The 18,193-nt window shown below is 61.5% G+C and carries 17 protein-coding genes; 2 read left to right on the top strand and 15 right to left on the bottom strand.

Going from position 1 to position 18,193, the window contains the following annotated elements; translation table 11 throughout:
* The first annotated feature begins 34 nt into the window (after window positions 1-34).
* On the top strand, window positions 35-748 hold the full coding sequence (locus tag LQ249_RS02745) for a hypothetical protein (protein ID WP_126587839.1): 714 nt from the start codon (window positions 35-37) through the stop codon (window positions 746-748).
* Window positions 749-851: 103 nt separating this feature from the next.
* Here the strand turns inward: LQ249_RS02745 and LQ249_RS02740 are convergent, their stop codons facing one another.
* The 12 genes from LQ249_RS02740 to hutC form a co-directional block, all read right to left on the bottom strand.
* Entirely contained in the window at window positions 852-1,217 is a 366-nt protein-coding gene (locus LQ249_RS02740; protein ID WP_046384987.1) for a hypothetical protein, read from the bottom strand.
* A gap of 144 nt (window positions 1,218-1,361) precedes the next feature.
* On the bottom strand, window positions 1,362-2,162 hold the full coding sequence (gene hutG, locus LQ249_RS02735; protein ID WP_108526621.1) for an N-formylglutamate deformylase: 801 nt from the start codon (window positions 2,160-2,162) through the stop codon (window positions 1,362-1,364).
* A gap of 11 nt (window positions 2,163-2,173) precedes the next feature.
* On the bottom strand, window positions 2,174-3,379 hold the full coding sequence (gene hutI, locus LQ249_RS02730) for an imidazolonepropionase (protein WP_169881400.1): 1,206 nt from the start codon (window positions 3,377-3,379) through the stop codon (window positions 2,174-2,176).
* Window positions 3,380-3,523: 144 nt separating this feature from the next.
* Window positions 3,524-5,062, bottom strand: coding sequence for a histidine ammonia-lyase (gene hutH, locus LQ249_RS02725; RefSeq protein ID WP_017849903.1), 1,539 nt, complete (start codon window positions 5,060-5,062; stop codon window positions 3,524-3,526).
* A gap of 19 nt (window positions 5,063-5,081) precedes the next feature.
* Window positions 5,082-6,605 carry an HAL/PAL/TAL family ammonia-lyase gene (locus tag LQ249_RS02720; protein WP_232566175.1) on the bottom strand — a complete coding sequence of 508 codons (1,524 nt, stop codon included), beginning with the start codon at window positions 6,603-6,605 and terminating at the stop codon, window positions 5,082-5,084.
* A gap of 136 nt (window positions 6,606-6,741) precedes the next feature.
* Window positions 6,742-7,566 carry a quaternary amine ABC transporter ATP-binding protein gene (locus LQ249_RS02715; protein ID WP_046385362.1) on the bottom strand — a complete coding sequence of 275 codons (825 nt, stop codon included), beginning with the start codon at window positions 7,564-7,566 and terminating at the stop codon, window positions 6,742-6,744.
* Window positions 7,563-8,414, bottom strand: coding sequence for an ABC transporter permease (locus LQ249_RS02710; protein WP_046384990.1), 852 nt, complete (start codon window positions 8,412-8,414; stop codon window positions 7,563-7,565). Before LQ249_RS02710 ends, LQ249_RS02715 begins: the two co-directional genes overlap by 4 nt.
* Window positions 8,415-8,485: 71 nt before the next feature.
* Complete coding sequence (locus LQ249_RS02705; protein ID WP_046384991.1) at window positions 8,486-9,451, bottom strand: ABC transporter substrate-binding protein; 966 nt, start codon at window positions 9,449-9,451, stop codon at window positions 8,486-8,488.
* Window positions 9,452-9,519: 68 nt separating this feature from the next.
* Window positions 9,520-10,992, bottom strand: a complete 1,473-nt coding sequence (locus LQ249_RS02700; protein WP_108526624.1) for a purine-cytosine permease family protein — start codon at window positions 10,990-10,992, stop codon at window positions 9,520-9,522.
* A 149-nt stretch (window positions 10,993-11,141) separates the two neighbouring features.
* A complete protein-coding gene (gene hutU / locus LQ249_RS02695) occupies window positions 11,142-12,827 on the bottom strand; it encodes a urocanate hydratase (protein ID WP_057003614.1) in 1,686 nt (561 codons plus the stop codon).
* 422 nt (window positions 12,828-13,249) lie between these two features.
* Window positions 13,250-13,810: a HutD/Ves family protein gene (locus tag LQ249_RS02690; RefSeq protein ID WP_232566174.1), complete on the bottom strand. Its 561-nt coding sequence runs from the start codon at window positions 13,808-13,810 to the stop codon at window positions 13,250-13,252.
* A complete protein-coding gene (hutC, locus tag LQ249_RS02685; protein WP_169850562.1) occupies window positions 13,807-14,586 on the bottom strand; it encodes a histidine utilization repressor in 780 nt (259 codons plus the stop codon). The genes LQ249_RS02690 and hutC overlap by 4 nt, the downstream gene beginning before the upstream one ends.
* Before the next feature lie 78 nt (window positions 14,587-14,664).
* Here hutC and LQ249_RS02680 point away from each other — a divergent pair, with 78 nt between their 5' ends.
* Window positions 14,665-16,029 carry a formimidoylglutamate deiminase gene (locus tag LQ249_RS02680; protein ID WP_017849912.1) on the top strand — a complete coding sequence of 455 codons (1,365 nt, stop codon included), beginning with the start codon at window positions 14,665-14,667 and terminating at the stop codon, window positions 16,027-16,029.
* Between the two features lie 84 nt (window positions 16,030-16,113).
* On the opposite strand, the gene LQ249_RS02675 is transcribed toward LQ249_RS02680, so the two are convergent.
* From LQ249_RS02675 to LQ249_RS02665, 3 genes are all read right to left on the bottom strand, one after another.
* Window positions 16,114-16,683: a lipocalin family protein gene (locus tag LQ249_RS02675; protein WP_017849913.1), complete on the bottom strand. Its 570-nt coding sequence runs from the start codon at window positions 16,681-16,683 to the stop codon at window positions 16,114-16,116.
* Between the two features lie 30 nt (window positions 16,684-16,713).
* Window positions 16,714-16,968: a hypothetical protein gene (locus LQ249_RS02670; RefSeq protein WP_017849914.1), complete on the bottom strand. Its 255-nt coding sequence runs from the start codon at window positions 16,966-16,968 to the stop codon at window positions 16,714-16,716.
* Between the two features lie 185 nt (window positions 16,969-17,153).
* Complete coding sequence (locus LQ249_RS02665; protein ID WP_079442666.1) at window positions 17,154-18,164, bottom strand: class 1 fructose-bisphosphatase; 1,011 nt, start codon at window positions 18,162-18,164, stop codon at window positions 17,154-17,156.
* Window positions 18,165-18,193 lie beyond the last annotated feature (29 nt).

Genomic DNA, 18,193 nt, shown 5'->3' with positions numbered 1-18,193 from the left:
TTCCTCCCGCAATAAAAATGGAAGGTTTTTAATAATGTTCATCATCCCTGACCTTGAACTCATAGAAACCTCGCTGATCTATTATGGAGACGCTTCTGTCAGATGGGTTTTCGACACCAACTCTTCCGTCGTCTGCCTCGAAGCATCAAATAAGCAGCATGTGAGTTCAGAGCATTGGATTTCAGAAAACTCGGACATTTTTTCATTCACTGAACAGGGTGACCTCGCCTGTCTAAGGTTCTCTGTCCCGGGTGAGAACTACACGGCACAAATCAATATAGAAAAAACTATTGCGGGTCGAATCAAACTTCACAAATCGCTCTATAGTGTTCCACAAACCACACTCAGGTTATTTGACCCCAAAAAAAGACGGATCTCATGCTTCATGGCCGCGCCGATGGGGGGGAGAATCCTCACCCGCGTCAACTTTGCAAACGATCTCACGATACTCCTGTCGGGCGACGAGTATTTTGGCTTCGAACTGTCCAACCCGTTGGACTATCTGGCAACCAAGCCTGACGATCCCATTGATCATGAAAATCGGGCCAACGATGACGAATATCTATTGATGAGCGCTTTGCTTGAGATCATCTCGGACAACACAGTCGAAGCATTGGATAACGACATGACCGAAGTAGCTAACGAGCTGAAAACACGAATATTGCCGCAAATAGAAGTCATTAAAAGCCCCTTCAGAAAGGCTATAATCGAGTCGTCTCTGGAAGACTTCATTGATTATTACGCTTAATGACAATATTAATAGGGACCTGACCCTGAGGACTCCAACAGCCCGTCTTCGCGCAGCGGGCGAAGTCTGACCTTAGAAGCAGCAAGACCATCAACGTGGCATCTCAGCGCCATTTCAAAAAACGTTTTACGTTTCGCCACTTAGTGCGCTTGAGATTTACATCAAGTAACTGAGAGACCTGCTGCAAAAACTGCTGATTACTACAGCCAAAATATTGCTCGGAAAAACAAAGTTCATAGTCAAACGGAGCGGCGTTTTTCAGGCCCGTAGCGGTGAGGTTTGCTTTCAGGTAGCGTCCGATATCTCTTTTGAGCATAAAAGATGCGAAGCGTGATCGGTTATCAACATACCCCTTCACAATATCCGAAAGCGCCGTAGGCGCGACGTTTGATTCGGCGTCGACAAGCCATGCGCCTACGCCCTCTGCCACCTCACCATACATGAAGCTCTCTAGATACCCGTAAGTCATTGACTGCCTCAAAGGATTGGAAACGCCGTCAACATATACATAGGCATATTGTTGAACTCTGCATATTTGATGACCACTCGCACCTTAGTCATCTCAATGACGGTTGCAGGCGATCGTGGGCGAATGCCCAACTGACCACCTGCTTCAGCAGTAACGCTTCTGCCCCCACCCCAGAAAACCGTCCAACAACTGCTTCAACACCCCCCGCGTCGGCCCCGCCAGATCCTCGCGATAACGAAACGGCTCGAACTCTTCCATATACGTGCTCTGGCACAACTCCAACTGCACGGCATGAATGTTCTGCGCCGGGTTGCCGTAATGCCGGGTGATATGCCCGCCCTTGAAGCGTCCGTTGAGCACATGGGTGTACTGCGGATGCGCGGCGCAGATGGCTTCCAGTTGGCTGGCCAGCCCAGGGTCGCAGGCGGCGTTGTTGAAGGTGCCGAGGTTGAAGTCCGGCAGTTTGCCGTCGAACAGGTGCGGGATCACCGAGCGGATCGAATGTGCGTCGAACAACAGTGCGTAGCCGAATTCGGCCTTGAGCCGCGCCAGTTCGTCTTGCAGGGTGCGGTGATACGGCATCCAGATCTGCTCGAGGTAGGTGGCGCGCTCTTCCCTGGATGGCGCCAGGCCTTCGCGGAACAATGGCACACCATCGAACAGGATCGACGGGTACAAACCAGTGGTGGCGCCGGCGTACAGCGGCGTGTCGTCGGAGGGCCGGTTCAGGTCGATGACAAACCGCGAGTACTCCGCCGCCAGGGTGCTGGCGCCGAGTTCTTCGGCAAAGTCATACAGCGTGGGGATATGCCAATCGGTGTCCGGCAGGCTTTGCGCCTCGGGGATCAGCCCGGCCTGCACGGCAGGCGTCAGGCGCAGGCCGGCGTGGGGCATGCTGATCAGCAGCGGCACGCGGCCTTGTTTGAAGTTCAGAACGTTATCCACAGTGCGACTCCTTAAACAGTGACATCGACGCCGTGGCGCACGACGCGTTTTTCAAGCTCGCCGCCCAGCCAGTAGGCCAGGTCGGCGGGACGATCGATCTGCCAGGCGACAAAGTCGGCGACCTTGCCCACTTCCAGCGAGCCATGGGTATCGCCCATGCCCAGCGCGGTGGCGGCATGTTGGGTGGCGCCGGCCAGGGCTTCTTCCGGGGTCATGCGGAACAGGGTGCAGGCCATGTTCAGCATCAGGCGCACCGACAAGGCCGGTGAAGTACCGGGGTTGAGGTCGCTGGCGATGGCGATCTTCACCCCGTGCTTGCGCAGGGCGTCCATCGGCGGCAGTTGGGTTTCGCGCAGGAAGTAGAACGCGCCCGGCAGCAGCACCGCGACGGTACCGGCAGCGGCCATGGCGATGGCGTCGTCTTCGGTCATGAACTCCAGGTGATCCGCCGACAGCGCCTGGTAACGCGCGGCCAGGCTGGAACCGTGCAGCGACGACAGTTGCTCGGCGTGCAGCTTCACCGGCAGGCCGAGTTGCCGCGCGACCTTGAACACACGCTCCACCTGCGCCGGCGAGAACGCCAGGTATTCGCAAAACGCATCCACCGCGTCCACCAGCCCTTCCGCGGCCAGGGCCGGGAGCATTTCGCTGCAGATGTGATCGATGTAGGCGTCGGCGCGGTCCTCGTACTCCGGCGGCAACGCATGGGCGGCCAGGCAGGTGGCGCGCACGCTGACCGGCAGCGCATCGCCGAGGCGCCGAATCACCCGCAGCAACTTGCGCTCGTTGGCCAGGTCGAGGCCGTAGCCGGATTTGATCTCCACCGTGGTCACGCCGTCGCGCAGCAAACTGCGCAGGCGCTTGTGGGCGCTTTCGAACAGTTCATCCTCGCTGGCGGCGCGGGTGGCGCGCACGGTGCTGGCAATACCGCCGCCCTGGGCGGCGATGTCGGCGTAGCTGACGCCTTGAAGGCGTTGCTCGAATTCACCACTGCGGTTACCGCCGAACACCGTGTGGGTGTGACAGTCGATCAGCCCGGGGGTGACCCACGCGCCGTGCAGGTCATGCACCTGGGCGTAATCCGCAGCCGGCATTTCGCTGCGCGGGCCGATCCACTCGATCAGCGAACCGGCAGTGACCAGGGCGGCATCCTCGATGATCGAGTAATTGCCGTGGGCCATGGTTGCGATGTGGCAGTGTTGCCAAAGGACTTTCATCAATGCCTCCCAAGGTGGTCGCTGTTGCCTGTAGGAGCGAGCTTGCTCGCGAAAAACCTCAACGATAACGCGTGCTACTTGATAGCTCGCGGCGCCTGGGGGTTCTTCGCGAGCAAGCTCGCTCCTACAGGGGCGGAGGGTTTTTCAAAGGCTCGGCAGCAACTTGGCCGGCACCAGTTCATTCAGGCAGCGGCTGGCGAGCAGTTCAGTGGCGGCGATGATGTCCGGGGCGAAGAAGCGGTCTTTGTCGTAGAACGCCACTTTGCCACGCAGGGTAGCGCGCGCTTTTTCCAGCTTCGGCGAGGTCTTCAGGCCTTCGCGCAGGTCCAGGCCCTGGCACGCCGCCAGCCATTCCACCGCCAGGATGCCGCGAACGTTTTCAGCCATTTCCCACAAGCGCTTGCCCGCAGCCGGAGCCATCGACACATGGTCTTCCTGGTTGGCCGAGGTCGGCAGGCTGTCGACGCTGTGGGGATGGGCGAGTGCCTTGTTTTCGCTGGCGAGTGCCGCGGCGGTCACCTGGGCGATCATGAAACCGGAGTTCACCCCGCCATTGCCCACCAGGAACGGCGGCAGTTGCGACATGTGCTTGTCCATCATCAACGAAATACGCCGCTCGCTCAGCGAGCCGATTTCAGCGATGGCCAGCGCCATGTTGTCGGCGGCCATGGCCACCGGTTCGGCGTGGAAGTTGCCGCCGGAGATCACGTCGCCTTCGGCGGCGAATACCAGCGGGTTATCCGACACCGCGTTGGCCTCGATCACCAGCACCTCGGCGGCCTGGCGGAACTGGGTCAGGCAGGCGCCCATGACTTGTGGCTGGCAGCGCAGGGAATAAGGGTCTTGCACCTTGTCGCAGTTCTGGTGCGACTGCGACACCTGGCTGCTTTCGCCCAGCAGGTCGCGGTAAGCCGCCGCCGAATCGATCTGCCCACGCTGGCCGCGCGCGGCGTGAATGCGCGCATCGAACGGCGAGCGCGAACCCAGCACCGCTTCCACGGTGAGGCTGCCGCACGCGAGGGCACCGGCGAACAGATCCTCGCCCTCGAACAAGCCCCGCAGCGCATACGCTGTGGACACCTGGGTGCCGTTGAGCAGCGCCAGGCCTTCCTTGGCGGCCAGGGTCAGCGGGGTGAGACCGGCGATTTTCAGCGCAGCAGTCGCCTCCAGCCATTCGCCTTGGTAGCGCGCCTTGCCTTCGCCGAGCAGCACCAGGGACATATGGGCCAAGGGCGCCAAGTCACCGGAGGCACCGACCGAGCCTTTGAGCGGGATGTGCGGGTACACCTCGGCGTTGATCAGCGCGATCAGCGCGTCGATCACCTGGCGGCGAATCCCGGAAAACCCACGGCTCAGGCTGTTGACCTTGAGCACCATGACCAGCCGCACCAGCGCATCGCTGATCGGCTCACCGACGCCGGCGGCGTGGGACAGCACCAGGGAACGCTGGAGGTTTTCCAGGTCTTCGCTGGCGATGCGGGTCGAGGCCAGCAGGCCGAAACCGGTGTTGATGCCGTAGGCGGTGCGGTTCTCGGCAAGAATCTGCTCCACGCAGGCCACACTGGCGTCGATCTGCGCAGTGGCGCTGTCATCCAGATTGATCGTTACCGGCTGCTGGTAGATGGCCCGCAGTTGGGCAAGGCTCAGTTGGCCCGGAATCAGAGTTAGCGCAGTCACATTCATGCTCCTTGGAAATTATTGTTCAGTGCAATTCGGGAAAAGTCTGCTGCAGCAAAGCGCTCTGCTTGAGCAACGCGGCGGCGGTCGCGATGTCTGGCGCCAGCCAGCGGTCTTGCGCGTAAGGCGCGACCTGTTCACGCAACAAGCGCCAGGCGCGGTCGGTGCCCGCGCCGAAACGCTGGTCCTTGAGAAACTCGAAGGCCTGGGCCGCCAGCAGGTACTCGATGGCGAGGATCTGGGTGACGTTGGCCAACAGTTGGTGCAGCTTGAGCGCGGCGTTGGTGCCCATGCTCAGGTGATCTTCCTGCAGGCCCGAGGTGACGAAATTGTCGAGTACCGCCGGCTGCGCCAACTGACGGTTCTGCGCGCACAGGGAAGCGGCGACGTACTGCACGATCATCATCCCGGAGTTGACCCCCGGGTCGCTCACCAAAAACGCCGGCAAGCCGCTGACGTGGGGGTTGATCAGGCGGTCCAGACGACGTTCGGCGACCGAGCCGATCTCGGCCATGGCAATCGCCAGCATATCAGCGGCCAGCGCCACGGACTGCCCGTGCGGGTTGGCCTGGGACACCACGCGGTAGCTGTGTGGCGTGCCGAGCAGCAGCGGGTTGTCGGTGGCGCTGTTGAGTTCGGTCTCGATCTGGCGGGTCGCGTGTTCCACCTGGTCGCGCGCCGCGCCGTGGATCTGCGGGATCGAGCGGATGCTCAGCGCGTCCTGGGTGCGGATGCCCTGGCTGCTGGCGATCACTTCACTGCCGTCGAGCAACGCACGCAGGTTGATACCGACCTGCTGCATGCCGGGGTGCGGTTTGAGGGCGATGATTTCGGCGTCGAAGGCATCGATCTGGCCGCGCTGGGCCTCGAAACTCATGGCGCCGATCACGTCGGCCCATTGCAACAGTTGATGGGCGTCGGCCAGGGCCAGGCAGCTCAGGCCGGTCATGCACGGCGTGCCGTTGACCAGGCACAGGCCGTCCTTGGCGCCGAGCACCACCGGCTGCAAGCCTTCTGCGCTCAGGGCCTGTTGCGCCGGGACGATCCGGCCGCGGTAGCTCACGTCGCCAATCCCCAGCAACGCCACGCCGACATGGGCCATATGGGTCAGGTAACCCACCGAACCCTGGGACGGCACCTGCGGCGTGATGCCGTGGTTGAGCAGCGCCAGCAGCGCATGCACCACCTGCGGATGCAGGCCGGATTTGCCGTGGCTGTAGTTGATGATCGCCGCGCAGATGATCGCGCGGGTCTGTTCGTCGCTGAGCACCGGGCCGACGCCACAGGCGTGGCTCAACAGCGTGTTGCGCGACAGTTGGCTCAGTTGCGCGCCCTCCAGCGGCACATTGCACAACGCGCCCAGGCCGGTGTTCACGCCGTAGGCGCGCTCACCGCTGGCGACGATGCGCTGCACAATGGCCTGGGCATTGTCGATGCGCGCCCAGGCCTGGCCCGAGAGTTCGAGCACCGCGCCGAAGCGGGCCACGACGACCACGTCCTGCCAGCGCAGGGGGGTGTCGGCGATGATGATTTTTGCTGCCTGGGACATCTTCATACCTTCTTGAGTTCTTGTGCAGCTTTACTGGCCCTATCGGGAGCAAGCCCCCTCCCACCTTTGGAATGCATCCCCCTGTGGGAGGGAGCTTGCTCCCGATGAGGCCAGCAGCCTCCCCACATAATCCGGATCAGACCACCGCCGCCCGCCGCTGAACGAACCGATCCACATACTCATCCGCCGGCGAATGCAAAATCTCCCGCGGCGTGCCGACCTGGATCAGCTTGCCGTCCTTGAGGATCGCAATGCGGTTGCCGATACGCACCGCCTCGTCGAGGTCGTGAGTGATGAACACGATGGTCTTGTGCAGGGTCTTTTGCAGTTCGAGCAACTGGTCCTGCATCTCGGCGCGGATCAGCGGGTCGAGGGCGCTGAAGGCTTCGTCCATCAGGATGATGTCGGTGTCCGCCGCGAGGGCGCGGGCCAGGCCGACCCGTTGGCGCATGCCGCCGGAGAGCTGGTGCGGGTATTTGTTTTCGTAACCTTTGAGGCCCACGGTTTCGATCCAGTGCAGCGCGCGCTCGGCGCAGACCTGCTTGGTTTCGCCGCGCACTTTCAGGCCGTAGGCGACGTTGTCGAGCACGTTCTTGTGGGGCAGCAGGCCGAAGCTCTGGAACACCATGCTGATCTTGTGTCGACGGAATTCGCGCAGGGCTTGCATGTCCAGTTGCAGGATGTCTTCGCCGTCCACCAGGATCGCGCCGCTGGTGGGGTCGATCAGGCGATTGAAGTGGCGCACCAGGGTCGATTTCCCCGAACCTGACAGGCCCATGATCACAAAGATCTCGCCGGTGCCAATGCTCAAGGACAGGTCGTTGACGCCGACCACGCAACCGGTCTCGGCCAGCACCTGATCCTTGGTCTTGCCCTGGCCGATCAGCGCCAGCGCGTCCTTGGCGCGGTTGCCGAAGATCTTGAAGACGTTTTTCACTTCGATTTTGCTGACAGTAGTCATTTGCTCGCCTCATGCCGTGGACGACCATAGGCCTGGGTGATGCGGTCGATGACCACGGCGAGAATCACGATGGCCAGCCCGGCTTCAAGGCCGCGGCCGACGTTGAGGGTCTGGATGCCGACAAGGACATCTTCGCCCAGGCCGCGGGCGCCGATCATCGAGGCGATCACCACCATCGACAACGCCATCATGGTGGTCTGGTTGATGCCGGCCATGATGCTCGGCAGCGCCAGCGGCAGTTGCACGCCGAACAGCTGTTGCCAGCGATTGGCGCCGAAGGCGTTGATGGCTTCCATGACTTCGCCGTCGACCTGGCGAATCCCCAGGTCGGTCAGGCGGATCAGCGGCGGCGCGGCGTAGATCACCGTGGCGAAAATCGCCGGCACCTTGCCCAGGCCGAACAGCATCAGCACCGGGATCAGGTACACGAAGCTGGGCATGGTTTGCATGATGTCGAGCAGCGGCATCAACACCGAACGCAGGCGATTGCTGCGCGCCGACAGGATGCCCAGCGGAATGCCGATCAGCACCGAGATCAGCGTAGCAACCAGCATCAGGGCCAGGGTCTGCATCAGTTTGTCCCACAGGCCGACCGCGCCCACCAGGAACAACAGGCCGACGATCACCGCGGTAGTCACCACCTTGCGCGTGGCGTGCCAGGCCACGGCGCCGACGATGGCCAGCATCAGCCACCAGGGCGCGGCGCGCAGCAGGCCCTCGAGGTTGACGATGGCCCATAGCAGGGTGTCGGAGATGTGCCGGAACACATCGCCGTAGTTGGTCACCAGCGAATCCACCCAACCGTTGACCCAGTCGGCGATGGAAAACGTAAAACTCTCAGGAAACATAGCGTGCTCTCGATCCAGTGGGTTGTGGCCAGGCGCCCGGCTGCCCCTCAGGGTAGTCGGGCGCGCATGACCTACAAGGCCGCGTCGATTTTCTTGGCGGCGTCTTCGCTCACCCAGGCGTGCCAGATTTCAGGGTGTTCCTTGAGGAATAGTTTCGCCAGTTTCGGCGACTCGATTCGCTCCTTGGCCATGCGCCCCAGGTTCTGGTTCAGCAGGTCGATCGGCAGGTTGACCTTTTCCAGCACGGCCACCAGTTCCGGTGCCTGTTCGTGGAAGGTCTTGGACAGGCCGACCTTGATGCTCACGCTCTTATCCACGCCGGGTTTTTCTTCCAGCTTGACCAGGTCGACCTGGCCCATCAGCGGCGTTGGCGACCAGTAGTAGAACAGGATCGGCTCGCCGCGCTTGTAGCTCGACAGCACCGCCGCATCCAGCGCCGGGCCGGTGCCAGGACGGAAGTTGGTGTAGCTGCTCTCCAGGCCGTAGCTCTTGAGCATCGCGCTGTTGTCCAGCTCGCAGGTCCAGCCGGCCGGGCAATTATAGAAGCGGCCTTTGGACGGCTCTTCCTGGTCCTTGAACACCGCGGCGTACTTGGCCAGGTCGGCGATGTTTTTCAGGCCCGGCGCCTTGGCTTCCAGCTTGCGCTTGGCATCGCCTTCGATCACGTAACGCGGCACATACCAGCCTTCGATCGCACCGACAATCGGCGCGCCGACACCGACGACCTTGCCGGCCTTCTCGGCCTTGTTCCACACCTCGCTGCGGCCGACCCACTCTTCGGCAAACACTTGAATGTCATTGCTGCTCAGGGCGTTTTCCATGGTGATCGAATTACCCGGCAGGCTGTCGGTCTTGCAGTCGTAGCCCTTTTCCATAACGGTTTGCAGGATGTCAGTGAGCAACATGCCGCTTTCCCAGTTCAGGCCGGCGAATTTCACCGGTTTACCGGACTCGCACCAACCGGCCGCCTGGGCACCGGCGCTTGCCAGCAAGCCCATGGACAGCAATGTGGTCAGCAGGGTCTTGTTCGATTTCATTGTGTGACGCTCCTAATCATGAGTTGGCTTACGGCAGTCAAGAGGCATCCTGCCCGGTCCACGTCCAATCAGGCCCGCGCCGCAGAGCGACTGGCGCCGCTGGCTGGGGCAGGTACAACGCTGTCCTGCTCGACCGGCAGAATCAGTTGATCGGGCACGGCGCTGTGCCATTTTTTCGCACACACGTAATACAGAACTGCGGGAATTATCAGACCGATGATCCAGGAAATATCCACATCACCCAGGGCGGCCACCAGCGGACCGGTGTAGAACTTGGTGGAGATGAACGGCAATTGCACCAGCACACCGAACACATAGACGCTGATACCGAGCAGGTTCCAACGCCCATAGCGCCCGTCCGGATCGGCCAGCGCCGTCACGTCATAACGCTCGCGGGTGATGCAGTAGTAGTCCACCAGGTTGATCGCGCTCCAGGGCGTAAAGAACGCCAGCAGGAACAGGATGAAAGACTTGAACGCACCGAGGAACGAGTGCTGGCCGAGCAACGCGATCAGAGTCGCCGTACCGACGATGGCCAGCACAAAAACCAGACGCTGCAAGCGCGTGACCTGCAGGCGCCCCCGGAAGCCGCTGATGATGGTGGCAATGCACATGAAGCTGCCGTAGGAGTTCAGCGTGGAGATGGTGACCTTGCCGAACGCGATGCTGAAATACAGCAGCGCGGCGGTGGCCCCCGTACCGCCCAAACCGACGATGTAGGCCACTTCATGACCGGCGAATTGCCCGTTGGACAGGGCGGCGGCAAACACACCGAGGACCATCGCCACCTGTGCGCCGATCACCGACCCCGCGCCGGCGGCCAGGAAGGTTTTCAGCGAGGACGTCTGGCTCGGCAGGTAGCGCGAATAGTCCGCTACGTAAGGGCCGAAGGCGATTTGCCAGGAGGCTGCGAGCGACACCGCGAGCAGGAAGCTGCTCCAACTGAAGTGACGGATTTGCAGCAGCGCGCCAATGTCGGCCTGGCTCATCAGACGGCTGAACAGGTAGACAAAGGCAATCACACCAATGACGCTGGCGACCCGGCCGATGAAGTGGATCACGCGGTAGCCGAGCACCGTGACCAGCACGATGACACTGGCAAAGACAAGGATACCGACGCTGTCGCTGACGCCGAACAACTGGCCCAGCGCCTGACCGGAAAGCACGGTGCCGGTGGCGGTGAACCCCAGATACATCAAACACACCAGCACGATCGGGATGGCCGCGCCATAAACCCCGAACTGCACCCGGCTGGAGATCATCTGCGGCAGACCAAGCTTGGGCCCTTGCGCCGCGTGCAACGCCATGACGCTGCCGCCGAGCAGTTGGCCGATCAACAGGCCGATCAACGACCAGAACACATCACCGCCCAGCACCACGGCCAGGGCCCCGGTGACGATCGCAGTGATTTGCAGGTTGGCGCCCATCCATAGAGTGAACTGGCTAAACAGACGTCCGTGTCTTTCCGCTTCCGGGATGTAGTCGATCGAACGCCTTTCGATCAACGGGGTGGTGCTTGCACGCGCGTCATTTGCAGCCATGTGTGTTCAACCTCTGATGGATTGTTTTGGGTACTGATTGCTCTTCTGTGGGAGCTGGCTTGCCTGCGATGCGGGCGACGCGGTCTTTCGGGTAGACCGCGGTGATGCAATCGCAGGCAAGCCAGCTCCCACAGAAACCGAGCCAGTCGTTACTTGATCATCGGCAGGTTCAAGCCCTGCTCTTTGGCGCAATCGATCGCGATCTGGTAACCCGCATCGGCATGACGCATCACCCCGGTGGCCGGGTCGTTGTGCAGCACGCGGGCAATCCGCTCGGCCGCTTCGTCGGTGCCGTCGCAGACGATCACCATCCCCGAGTGCTGCGAGAAGCCCATGCCCACACCGCCGCCGTGGTGCAGCGAGACCCAGGTCGCGCCGCTGGCGGTGTTGAGCAAGGCGTTGAGCAGCGGCCAGTCGGACACGGCGTCGGAGCCGTCCTGCATGGATTCGGTTTCGCGGTTGGGGCTGGCCACCGAGCCGGAGTCGAGGTGGTCGCGGCCGATCACCACCGGCGCGGACAGCTCACCGCTGCGCACCATTTCGTTGAACGCCAGGCCCAGCTTGGCGCGTTGGCCCAGGCCGACCCAGCAGATACGCGCCGGCAGGCCCTGGAAGCTGATGCGTTCGCGGGCCATGTCCAGCCAGTTGTGCAGGTGCGCGTCGTCGGGGATCAGCTCTTTGACTTTGGCGTCGGTCTTGTAGATGTCTTGCGGGTCGCCCGACAGCGCGGCCCAGCGGAACGGGCCGATGCCACGGCAGAACAGCGGGCGGATGTAGGCCGGTACGAAGCCTGGGAAGTCGAACGCGTTTTCCACGCCCTCTTCTTGCGCCATCTGACGGATGTTGTTGCCGTAGTCGAAGGTCGGGATGCCTTGTTTCTGAAAGTCCAACATCGCTTTGACGTGAACGGCCATCGACTGCTTGGCGGCCTTGATCACGGCCGCCGGTTCGGTCTTGGCGCGGGCGCGGTATTCGTCCCAGGTCCAGCCGGCCGGCAGGTAGCCGTTGAGAGGGTCGTGGGCGCTGGTCTGGTCGGTGACCATGTCCGGGCGCACGCCGCGCTTGACCAGTTCCGGCAGGATTTCGGCGGCGTTGCCCAGCAGGGCGATGGAGATCGCTTTGCCTTCCTGGGTGTACTTGGCGATGCGCGCCAGGGCGTCGTCGAGGTCGCTGGCCTGTTCGTCGACATAACGGCTGTTCAGGCGGAAATCGATGCTGACCTGCTGGCATTCAATGTTCAGCGAGCATGCGCCGGCCAGGGTCGCGGCCAGCGGCTGCGCGCCGCCCATGCCGCCGAGGCCGGCGGTCAGTACCCAACGGCCTTTGAGGTTGCTGTCGTAATGCTGGCGACCGGCCTCGACGAAGGTTTCGTAGGTGCCCTGGACGATGCCCTGGCTGCCGATGTAGATCCAGCTGCCGGCGGTCATCTGGCCGTACATGGCCAGGCCCTTGGCATCCAGTTCGTTGAAGTGTTCCCAGCTGGCCCAGTGCGGCACCAGGTTGGAGTTGGCGATCAGCACACGCGGGGCATTGCGGTGGGTCTTGAACACACCGACCGGTTTGCCCGACTGCACCAGCAGGGTTTCGTCATCGTTCAGGTTGGTGAGGCTCTCGACAATCTGGTCATAGCACTCCCAGTTACGCGCCGCACGGCCGATGCCGCCGTACACCACCAGCTCTTTCGGGTTTTCGGCCACTTGCGGGTCAAGGTTGTTCATCAGCATGCGCAGCGGCGCTTCGGTCAGCCAGCTTTTGGCGGTGAGCGTGTTACCGCGCGCGGCGCGGATTTCGACGTCTCGGTATTTTGTAGGCTTAGCGTTAGAAAAATCGGTCACAACCAGAACTCCTCAGCGATCGATGCGCGAACTGGATGCGTGCGAAGTCGACTCTTACGCACACACCTTTACTTGTACATACAAGCATATGCAATCGAACGGCCAACTTTCCTGGGGTGCAGACGCGATTGTTTGCACAGGCGTGCGCGAGCCTTGGAAATTAAGGCTTCGAGGCGTGATGAAATTTCTCGGGGGGCGGTTTTACAGCGAGGCCGGTTTGCCACGTCAGGGTGGTATTGCGCCACGCTGGGGCGTTCGGTAACAAAGTGGTGCGGAAGGCTGGAAACAGATCGCAAGAACAGTGGAGAAACAAATGTGGGAGGGGGCTTGCCCCCGATAGCGGTGGACCAGTCAGCTTATCTATAGCTGACCCACCGCAATCGGGGGCAAGTCGAATCGTCGCACCGCCCCTCCCACATTTTTTAACCGCGTGCAGTCAGTTCGATGATGCAGCAACGGCCAGTGATGGAGATATCCAGCAAACCAGCATTACCGTCCACCTGCAGGCAATCATGATGACCCAACACCTGGCCGAGCACCTTCACCTCATCGGCCACGCTGAACACCAGCACCGTCTGCGCGGTGCTGAAAAAGCGCTGCCCCCCATCGACCCACTGCAACCGCGCATGGTACCGCTGGGGTGAATAGATCAGGTTGAAATCGCGGATCGGCCCACTGATCAGGCGACACGACACCTGGCTGTCGCCCTTGAACGCGAACGCTTGCAGCGGTAACAACCCCCGCTGCTCCTCGCCGTCCACGGTCAGGACCATGCCCGCACCGTTGATCACCGTGATCACGCGTTGATAGCCGGCGAAGGAGGAAAACCCGCCCGACTCGCCGATATCGGCAATCGACAGGCGCCAGCCAAAGCCCTCCAGGCCATGGCCGCCATCGCGGCTGATTTCTTCGGTGCTGCCGCCGCCGTTTTTCCACGGCATACGCACGTAATTGGCGGCGCGCCAGACGGTCACTGCACTCATTTACTGAAGCGTCCTTCCAGGCTGTGACGGGAACCGGGGTGGATCAAGCGCGCGGCGGTCACCGGCTGGCGACCGGACCAGGTGCGTCGACGAATCAACAGGCACGGCTCGCTCGGTTCGATCTGCAGCAACTTGCACTCGGCGGCATCGGCGAGGATCGCTTCGACCACATGCTCGCCCTCGGTCAACGGTGCGACCTGGTTCAAATAGGCGTAGGGGGTTTGCTGGGTGAAATCCTGCTGCAGGTATTCCGGCGCGACCAGGGCGTTGACGAAGCGGTCTTCGATTTGCACTGGAATATCGTTTTCAAAGTGAACGATCAGCGAGTGGAATACCCGCCCGCCTTCACGCATTTCCAGGGCGACGGCGCGCTCGGAACCGGCCGCCTCTTCGCCCAGGGTGATGACCTGGCAGGTATGCCGATGGCCGCGGGCGGCGATCTCATCGGCAATGTTATGCACTTCAAACAGCGCCGACTGGCTCTTGGGCTCGGCGACGAACGTGCCGACGCCTTGCATGCGTACCAGCAGCCCTTCGGCGGTGAGTTCACGCAGGGCGCGGTTGATGGTCATGCGGCTGAAACCCAGCTGGCTGACCAGTTCACTCTCCGACGGCACGCGGTAATGGGGCGGCCAGTTGCCGCTGAGGATCTGCTGGCTGATCATTTGTTTGACGCGGGCATACAAGGGCGCCGGACTTTCGTCCAGGTGGGCAGCCAGTGAAGACTTGGCGGGCGGAGTCGGCACGGGGAATCCTTGCAGGGGAAAAAGATGCATAGATTGCCGGAGTTTACCGAGCAGGCAAACGTCTGTATATGTATATACAAATAAACACACGACCGGGGTGCCCTGAACATGTCCGTTTTCTTTGCCGAACGCGCACTGCTGCCTGATGGATGGGCCAACGATGTACGCCTTGAAGTCGGCGTTGATGGCCTGCTGACCCACGTCGCGGCCAATGCCAGCGCAGACGGTGCCGAACGGCTCAGGGGGCCGGTGTTGGCGGGCATGCCGAACCTGCACTCCCATGCATTCCAGCGCGCCATGGCGGGCCTGGCCGAAGTGGCCGGCAACCCGAACGACAGCTTCTGGACCTGGCGCGAGCTGATGTACCGCATGGTCGGCAAGATCAATCCGGAGCAACTGCAGATCATCGCGCGCCAGTTGTATATCGAGATGCTCAAGGCCGGTTACACCTCGGTCGCGGAATTTCATTACGTCCACCACGACGTCAGCGGCCAGCCATATGCCGACCGCGCGGAACTGTCGCGGCAGATCAGCCAGGCGGCCGCCAGCAGCGGGATTGGCCTGACATTGCTGCCGGTGCTCTACAGCCACTCCGGGTTTGGCGGCCAGGCACCCAATGAAGGCCAGCGGCGGTTTATCAACAGCGGCGAACATTATCTGGAGCTGCAGGCGCGCCTGAAACCGATCCTCGCCGCACAGCCGGCGCAGCAACTGGGCTTGTGCTTTCACTCCCTGCGCGCCGTCACGCCGCAACAGATCACAGACGTGCTGGCTGCCAGCGACAAGGCCTGCCCGGTGCATATCCACATCGCCGAGCAACAGAAAGAAGTCGACGACTGCCTGGCCTGGAGCGGCAAACGCCCGCTGCAATGGCTGTATGACAACGTCGACGTCGATGAGCGCTGGTGCCTGGTACACGCCACCCATGCCGACCCCGAGGAAGTGACGCGCATGGCCAACAGCCGCGCGATTGCCGGTTTGTGCCTGACCACCGAAGCCAACCTGGGCGACGGGATTTTTCCGGCAGTGGATTTCCTCGCTCAAGGCGGGCGCCTGGGTATTGGTTCCGACAGCCATGTGTCGCTGAGCGTGGTGGAAGAACTGCGCTGGCTGGAATACGGCCAACGCCTGCGCGATCAGCGGCGCAATCGCTTGTATCGCCACGACCAACCGATGGTCGGCCGCACGCTGTTCGATGCCGCACTGGACGGCGGCGCCCAGGCGCTGGGGCAACCGATCGGGCGGCTGGAAGTGGGCAAGCGCGCCGATTGGCTGGTGCTGGACGGAAACGATCCGTACCTGGCGACGGCGACCGAAGACGGGATTCTCAATCGCTGGCTGTTCGCTGGTGGCGATCGCCAGGTGCGTGATGTGCTGGTCAACGGCAAGTGGGTGGTGCGCGACGGGCGGCATGCCGCTGAAGAAGAGAGCAGCCGGGCGTTTACCCAGGTTTTGAGAGAGTTACTCGGTTAACAGGCAACCGATAACAAATGTGGGAGGGGCGGTGCGACGATTCGACTTGCCCCCTCCCACAATTGGATTTGTGCTGATCCAGAGTTATTGCGAGGTCTTCGCCATCTGCTTGTCCGACGTGCGCCAGATCAGGCGCGTGGTGTCATAGCCCTGCTGCCGTGCCCTGCTCAGCAGGTCTTCGCGGGTGTCGGCGCTGACCGTCGGCGTGCGCGACAAGATCCACATATAGCGCCGGCTCGGGCTGCCGACGAGGGCAGTCTTGTAATCATCGCTGACATACAACACCCAGTAGTCGCCCTTGGCGACGCCCGGCAACAGCGCGGTAAACCAGTTATTGAATTCCACCCTGAGCTTGTCGGTCTTGCCCGGCACTTGCGGCGTAGCGGTGCCCTTGGCTTCTTCCCACTTCCAGTCGCTGGTCAGACAGCGGTTGAACACCGACATATCGCCATCCGGCAACAAGGTGTAGCGGGCCTCGGACTGCGCGCAGTTGCGCTGGAAGTACATCGGCAATCGCGCCAATTCGTACCAGGTGCCCTGGTAACGCTTGAGGTTGACGTTACCCGCGGTCTTGGGTTGCAGATCATCGCCAGAATGGCTGGCGCAGCCCGCCAAAAACAGGCTGGCGCAAAGGAACACAACAAAACGCATCATTCTTCTTCTCCCGCAGGCTTTCGCCCCGGTTTACTTCAGGCCTTGCCCGGAAAACATCAGAACTTTGTCACCGGCATATTGAACGCTGATAAAGCTGTTTTTATCGCCCCAGGTGCAGCTGGACATACCCAGCGCGCCGGAACAATCGGTCGGCTTACCCAGCAACGACTCCACCTCGGCCTTGGCCATGCCAGCCGACAGCTTCGCGTAATTTTCCTGATTGACCTTGCTGCAAGCGGCCAACAGCACGCAAAAGGCCAGCAAAGCGAGACGGCGTAACGACATGGAATAACTCCTGGAGGGACGAGGCAGGTTGGGGGTCTGCCAGAAGCTTAGAAGGGAAAACAGGTGTCTGGTTCCCGACAAACGAAAACAAAAAAGCCCCGAAAACGCTGAAACGTTTCGGGGCTTCTCATCGTTCAAGACTTCACGTCTTGAACGTGCCGAGGGAGCTTGCTCCCTCGCCGCACTTACTTCTTGTGATAGCCGGTCACGCGCTCGACTTCTTCCTTCGAACCCAGGAACACCGCCACGCGCTGGTGCAGGCCTTCGGGCTGGATGTCGAGGATGCGCTGGTGGCCGTCGGTGGACACACCGCCCGCCTGTTCAACCAGGAACGACATCGGGTTGGCTTCGTACATCAGGCGCAGCTTGCCCGGCTTGGACGGCTCGCGGCTGTCACGCGGGTACATGAACACGCCACCACGGGTCAGGATACGGTGTACATCAGCCACCATCGCCGCGACCCAGCGCATGTTGAAGTTTTTCTTCAACGGGCCTTCTTCGCCTTCCATCAACTCGTTGACGTAGCGCTTGACCGGTTCTTCCCAGTGGCGCTGGTTGGACATGTTGATCGCAAATTCCTGGGTAGAAGCAGGAATCGAGATGTCTTCGTGGGTCAGCACGAAGCTGCCCATTTCGCGGTCCAGGGTGAAGCCTTTGACGCCGTCGCCCAAGGTCAGCACCAGCATGGTCTGCGGGCCGTAGATCGCATAACCGGCGGCAACCTGCTGGGTGCCCGGCTGCAGGAAGGCCTTTTCGTTCAGGGCTTCGTTCTGGCTCAGGTGTTCGTTCGGGCAACGCAGCACCGAGAAGATGGTGCCGACCGGGGCGTTGATGTCGATGTTGGACGAGCCGTCCAGTGGGTCGAACACCAGCAGGTAGGCGCCTTTCGGGTATTTGCCCGGGATCTGATAGGCATTGTCCATTTCTTCGGACGCCATGCCGGCCAGGTGACCGCCCCATTCGTTGGCTTCGAGCAGGATCTCGTTGGAGATCACGTCGAGTTTCTTCTGCACTTCGCCTTGGACGTTTTCAGTGCCCATGCTGCCGAGGACGCCACCCAGCGCGCCTTTGGACACGGCGTGGCTGATTTCCTTGCAAGCACGCGCCACCACTTCGATAAGGAAGCGCAGATCGGCAGGCGTGTTGTTACTGCGGGTCTGCTCGATCAAATAGCGACTCAGGGTAACGCGGGACATGGAAGGCTCCGATGTATGGGGGGGCTAAA

Origin of the sequence: Pseudomonas sp. 7-41, assembly GCF_021233075.1 — a bacterium.
In the GTDB taxonomy this organism is placed as follows: Bacteria; Pseudomonadota; Gammaproteobacteria; order Pseudomonadales; family Pseudomonadaceae; genus Aquipseudomonas; species Aquipseudomonas veronii.
Note: the sequence above shows the minus strand (reverse complement) of the source record. Positions and strands in the feature narration are given on the sequence as shown.

Excerpts from the sequence above, each read along its gene's own strand:
- LQ249_RS02705 (WP_046384991.1), bottom strand. The coding sequence starts at position 9,451 with ATGAAATCGAACAAGACCCTGCTGACCACATTGCTGTCCATGGGCTTG.
- LQ249_RS02745 (WP_126587839.1), top strand. The coding sequence starts at position 35 with ATGTTCATCATCCCTGACCTTGAACTCATAGAAACCTCGCTGATCTAT.
- LQ249_RS02680 (WP_017849912.1), top strand. The coding sequence starts at position 14,665 with ATGTCCGTTTTCTTTGCCGAACGCGCACTGCTGCCTGATGGATGGGCC.
- LQ249_RS02670 (WP_017849914.1), bottom strand. The coding sequence starts at position 16,968 with ATGTCGTTACGCCGTCTCGCTTTGCTGGCCTTTTGCGTGCTGTTGGCC.
- hutH (WP_017849903.1), bottom strand. The coding sequence starts at position 5,062 with ATGAATGTGACTGCGCTAACTCTGATTCCGGGCCAACTGAGCCTTGCC.
- LQ249_RS02715 (WP_046385362.1), bottom strand. The coding sequence starts at position 7,566 with ATGACTACTGTCAGCAAAATCGAAGTGAAAAACGTCTTCAAGATCTTC.
- hutI (WP_169881400.1), bottom strand. The coding sequence starts at position 3,379 with ATGAAAGTCCTTTGGCAACACTGCCACATCGCAACCATGGCCCACGGC.
- LQ249_RS02720 (WP_232566175.1), bottom strand. The coding sequence starts at position 6,605 with ATGTCCCAGGCAGCAAAAATCATCATCGCCGACACCCCCCTGCGCTGG.
- LQ249_RS02675 (WP_017849913.1), bottom strand. The coding sequence starts at position 16,683 with ATGATGCGTTTTGTTGTGTTCCTTTGCGCCAGCCTGTTTTTGGCGGGC.
- LQ249_RS02740 (WP_046384987.1), bottom strand. The coding sequence starts at position 1,217 with ATGACTTACGGGTATCTAGAGAGCTTCATGTATGGTGAGGTGGCAGAG.
- hutC (WP_169850562.1), bottom strand. The coding sequence starts at position 14,586 with ATGCATCTTTTTCCCCTGCAAGGATTCCCCGTGCCGACTCCGCCCGCC.
- LQ249_RS02665 (WP_079442666.1), bottom strand. The coding sequence starts at position 18,164 with ATGTCCCGCGTTACCCTGAGTCGCTATTTGATCGAGCAGACCCGCAGT.
- LQ249_RS02690 (WP_232566174.1), bottom strand. The coding sequence starts at position 13,810 with ATGAGTGCAGTGACCGTCTGGCGCGCCGCCAATTACGTGCGTATGCCG.
- LQ249_RS02700 (WP_108526624.1), bottom strand. The coding sequence starts at position 10,992 with ATGGCTGCAAATGACGCGCGTGCAAGCACCACCCCGTTGATCGAAAGG.
- LQ249_RS02710 (WP_046384990.1), bottom strand. The coding sequence starts at position 8,414 with ATGTTTCCTGAGAGTTTTACGTTTTCCATCGCCGACTGGGTCAACGGT.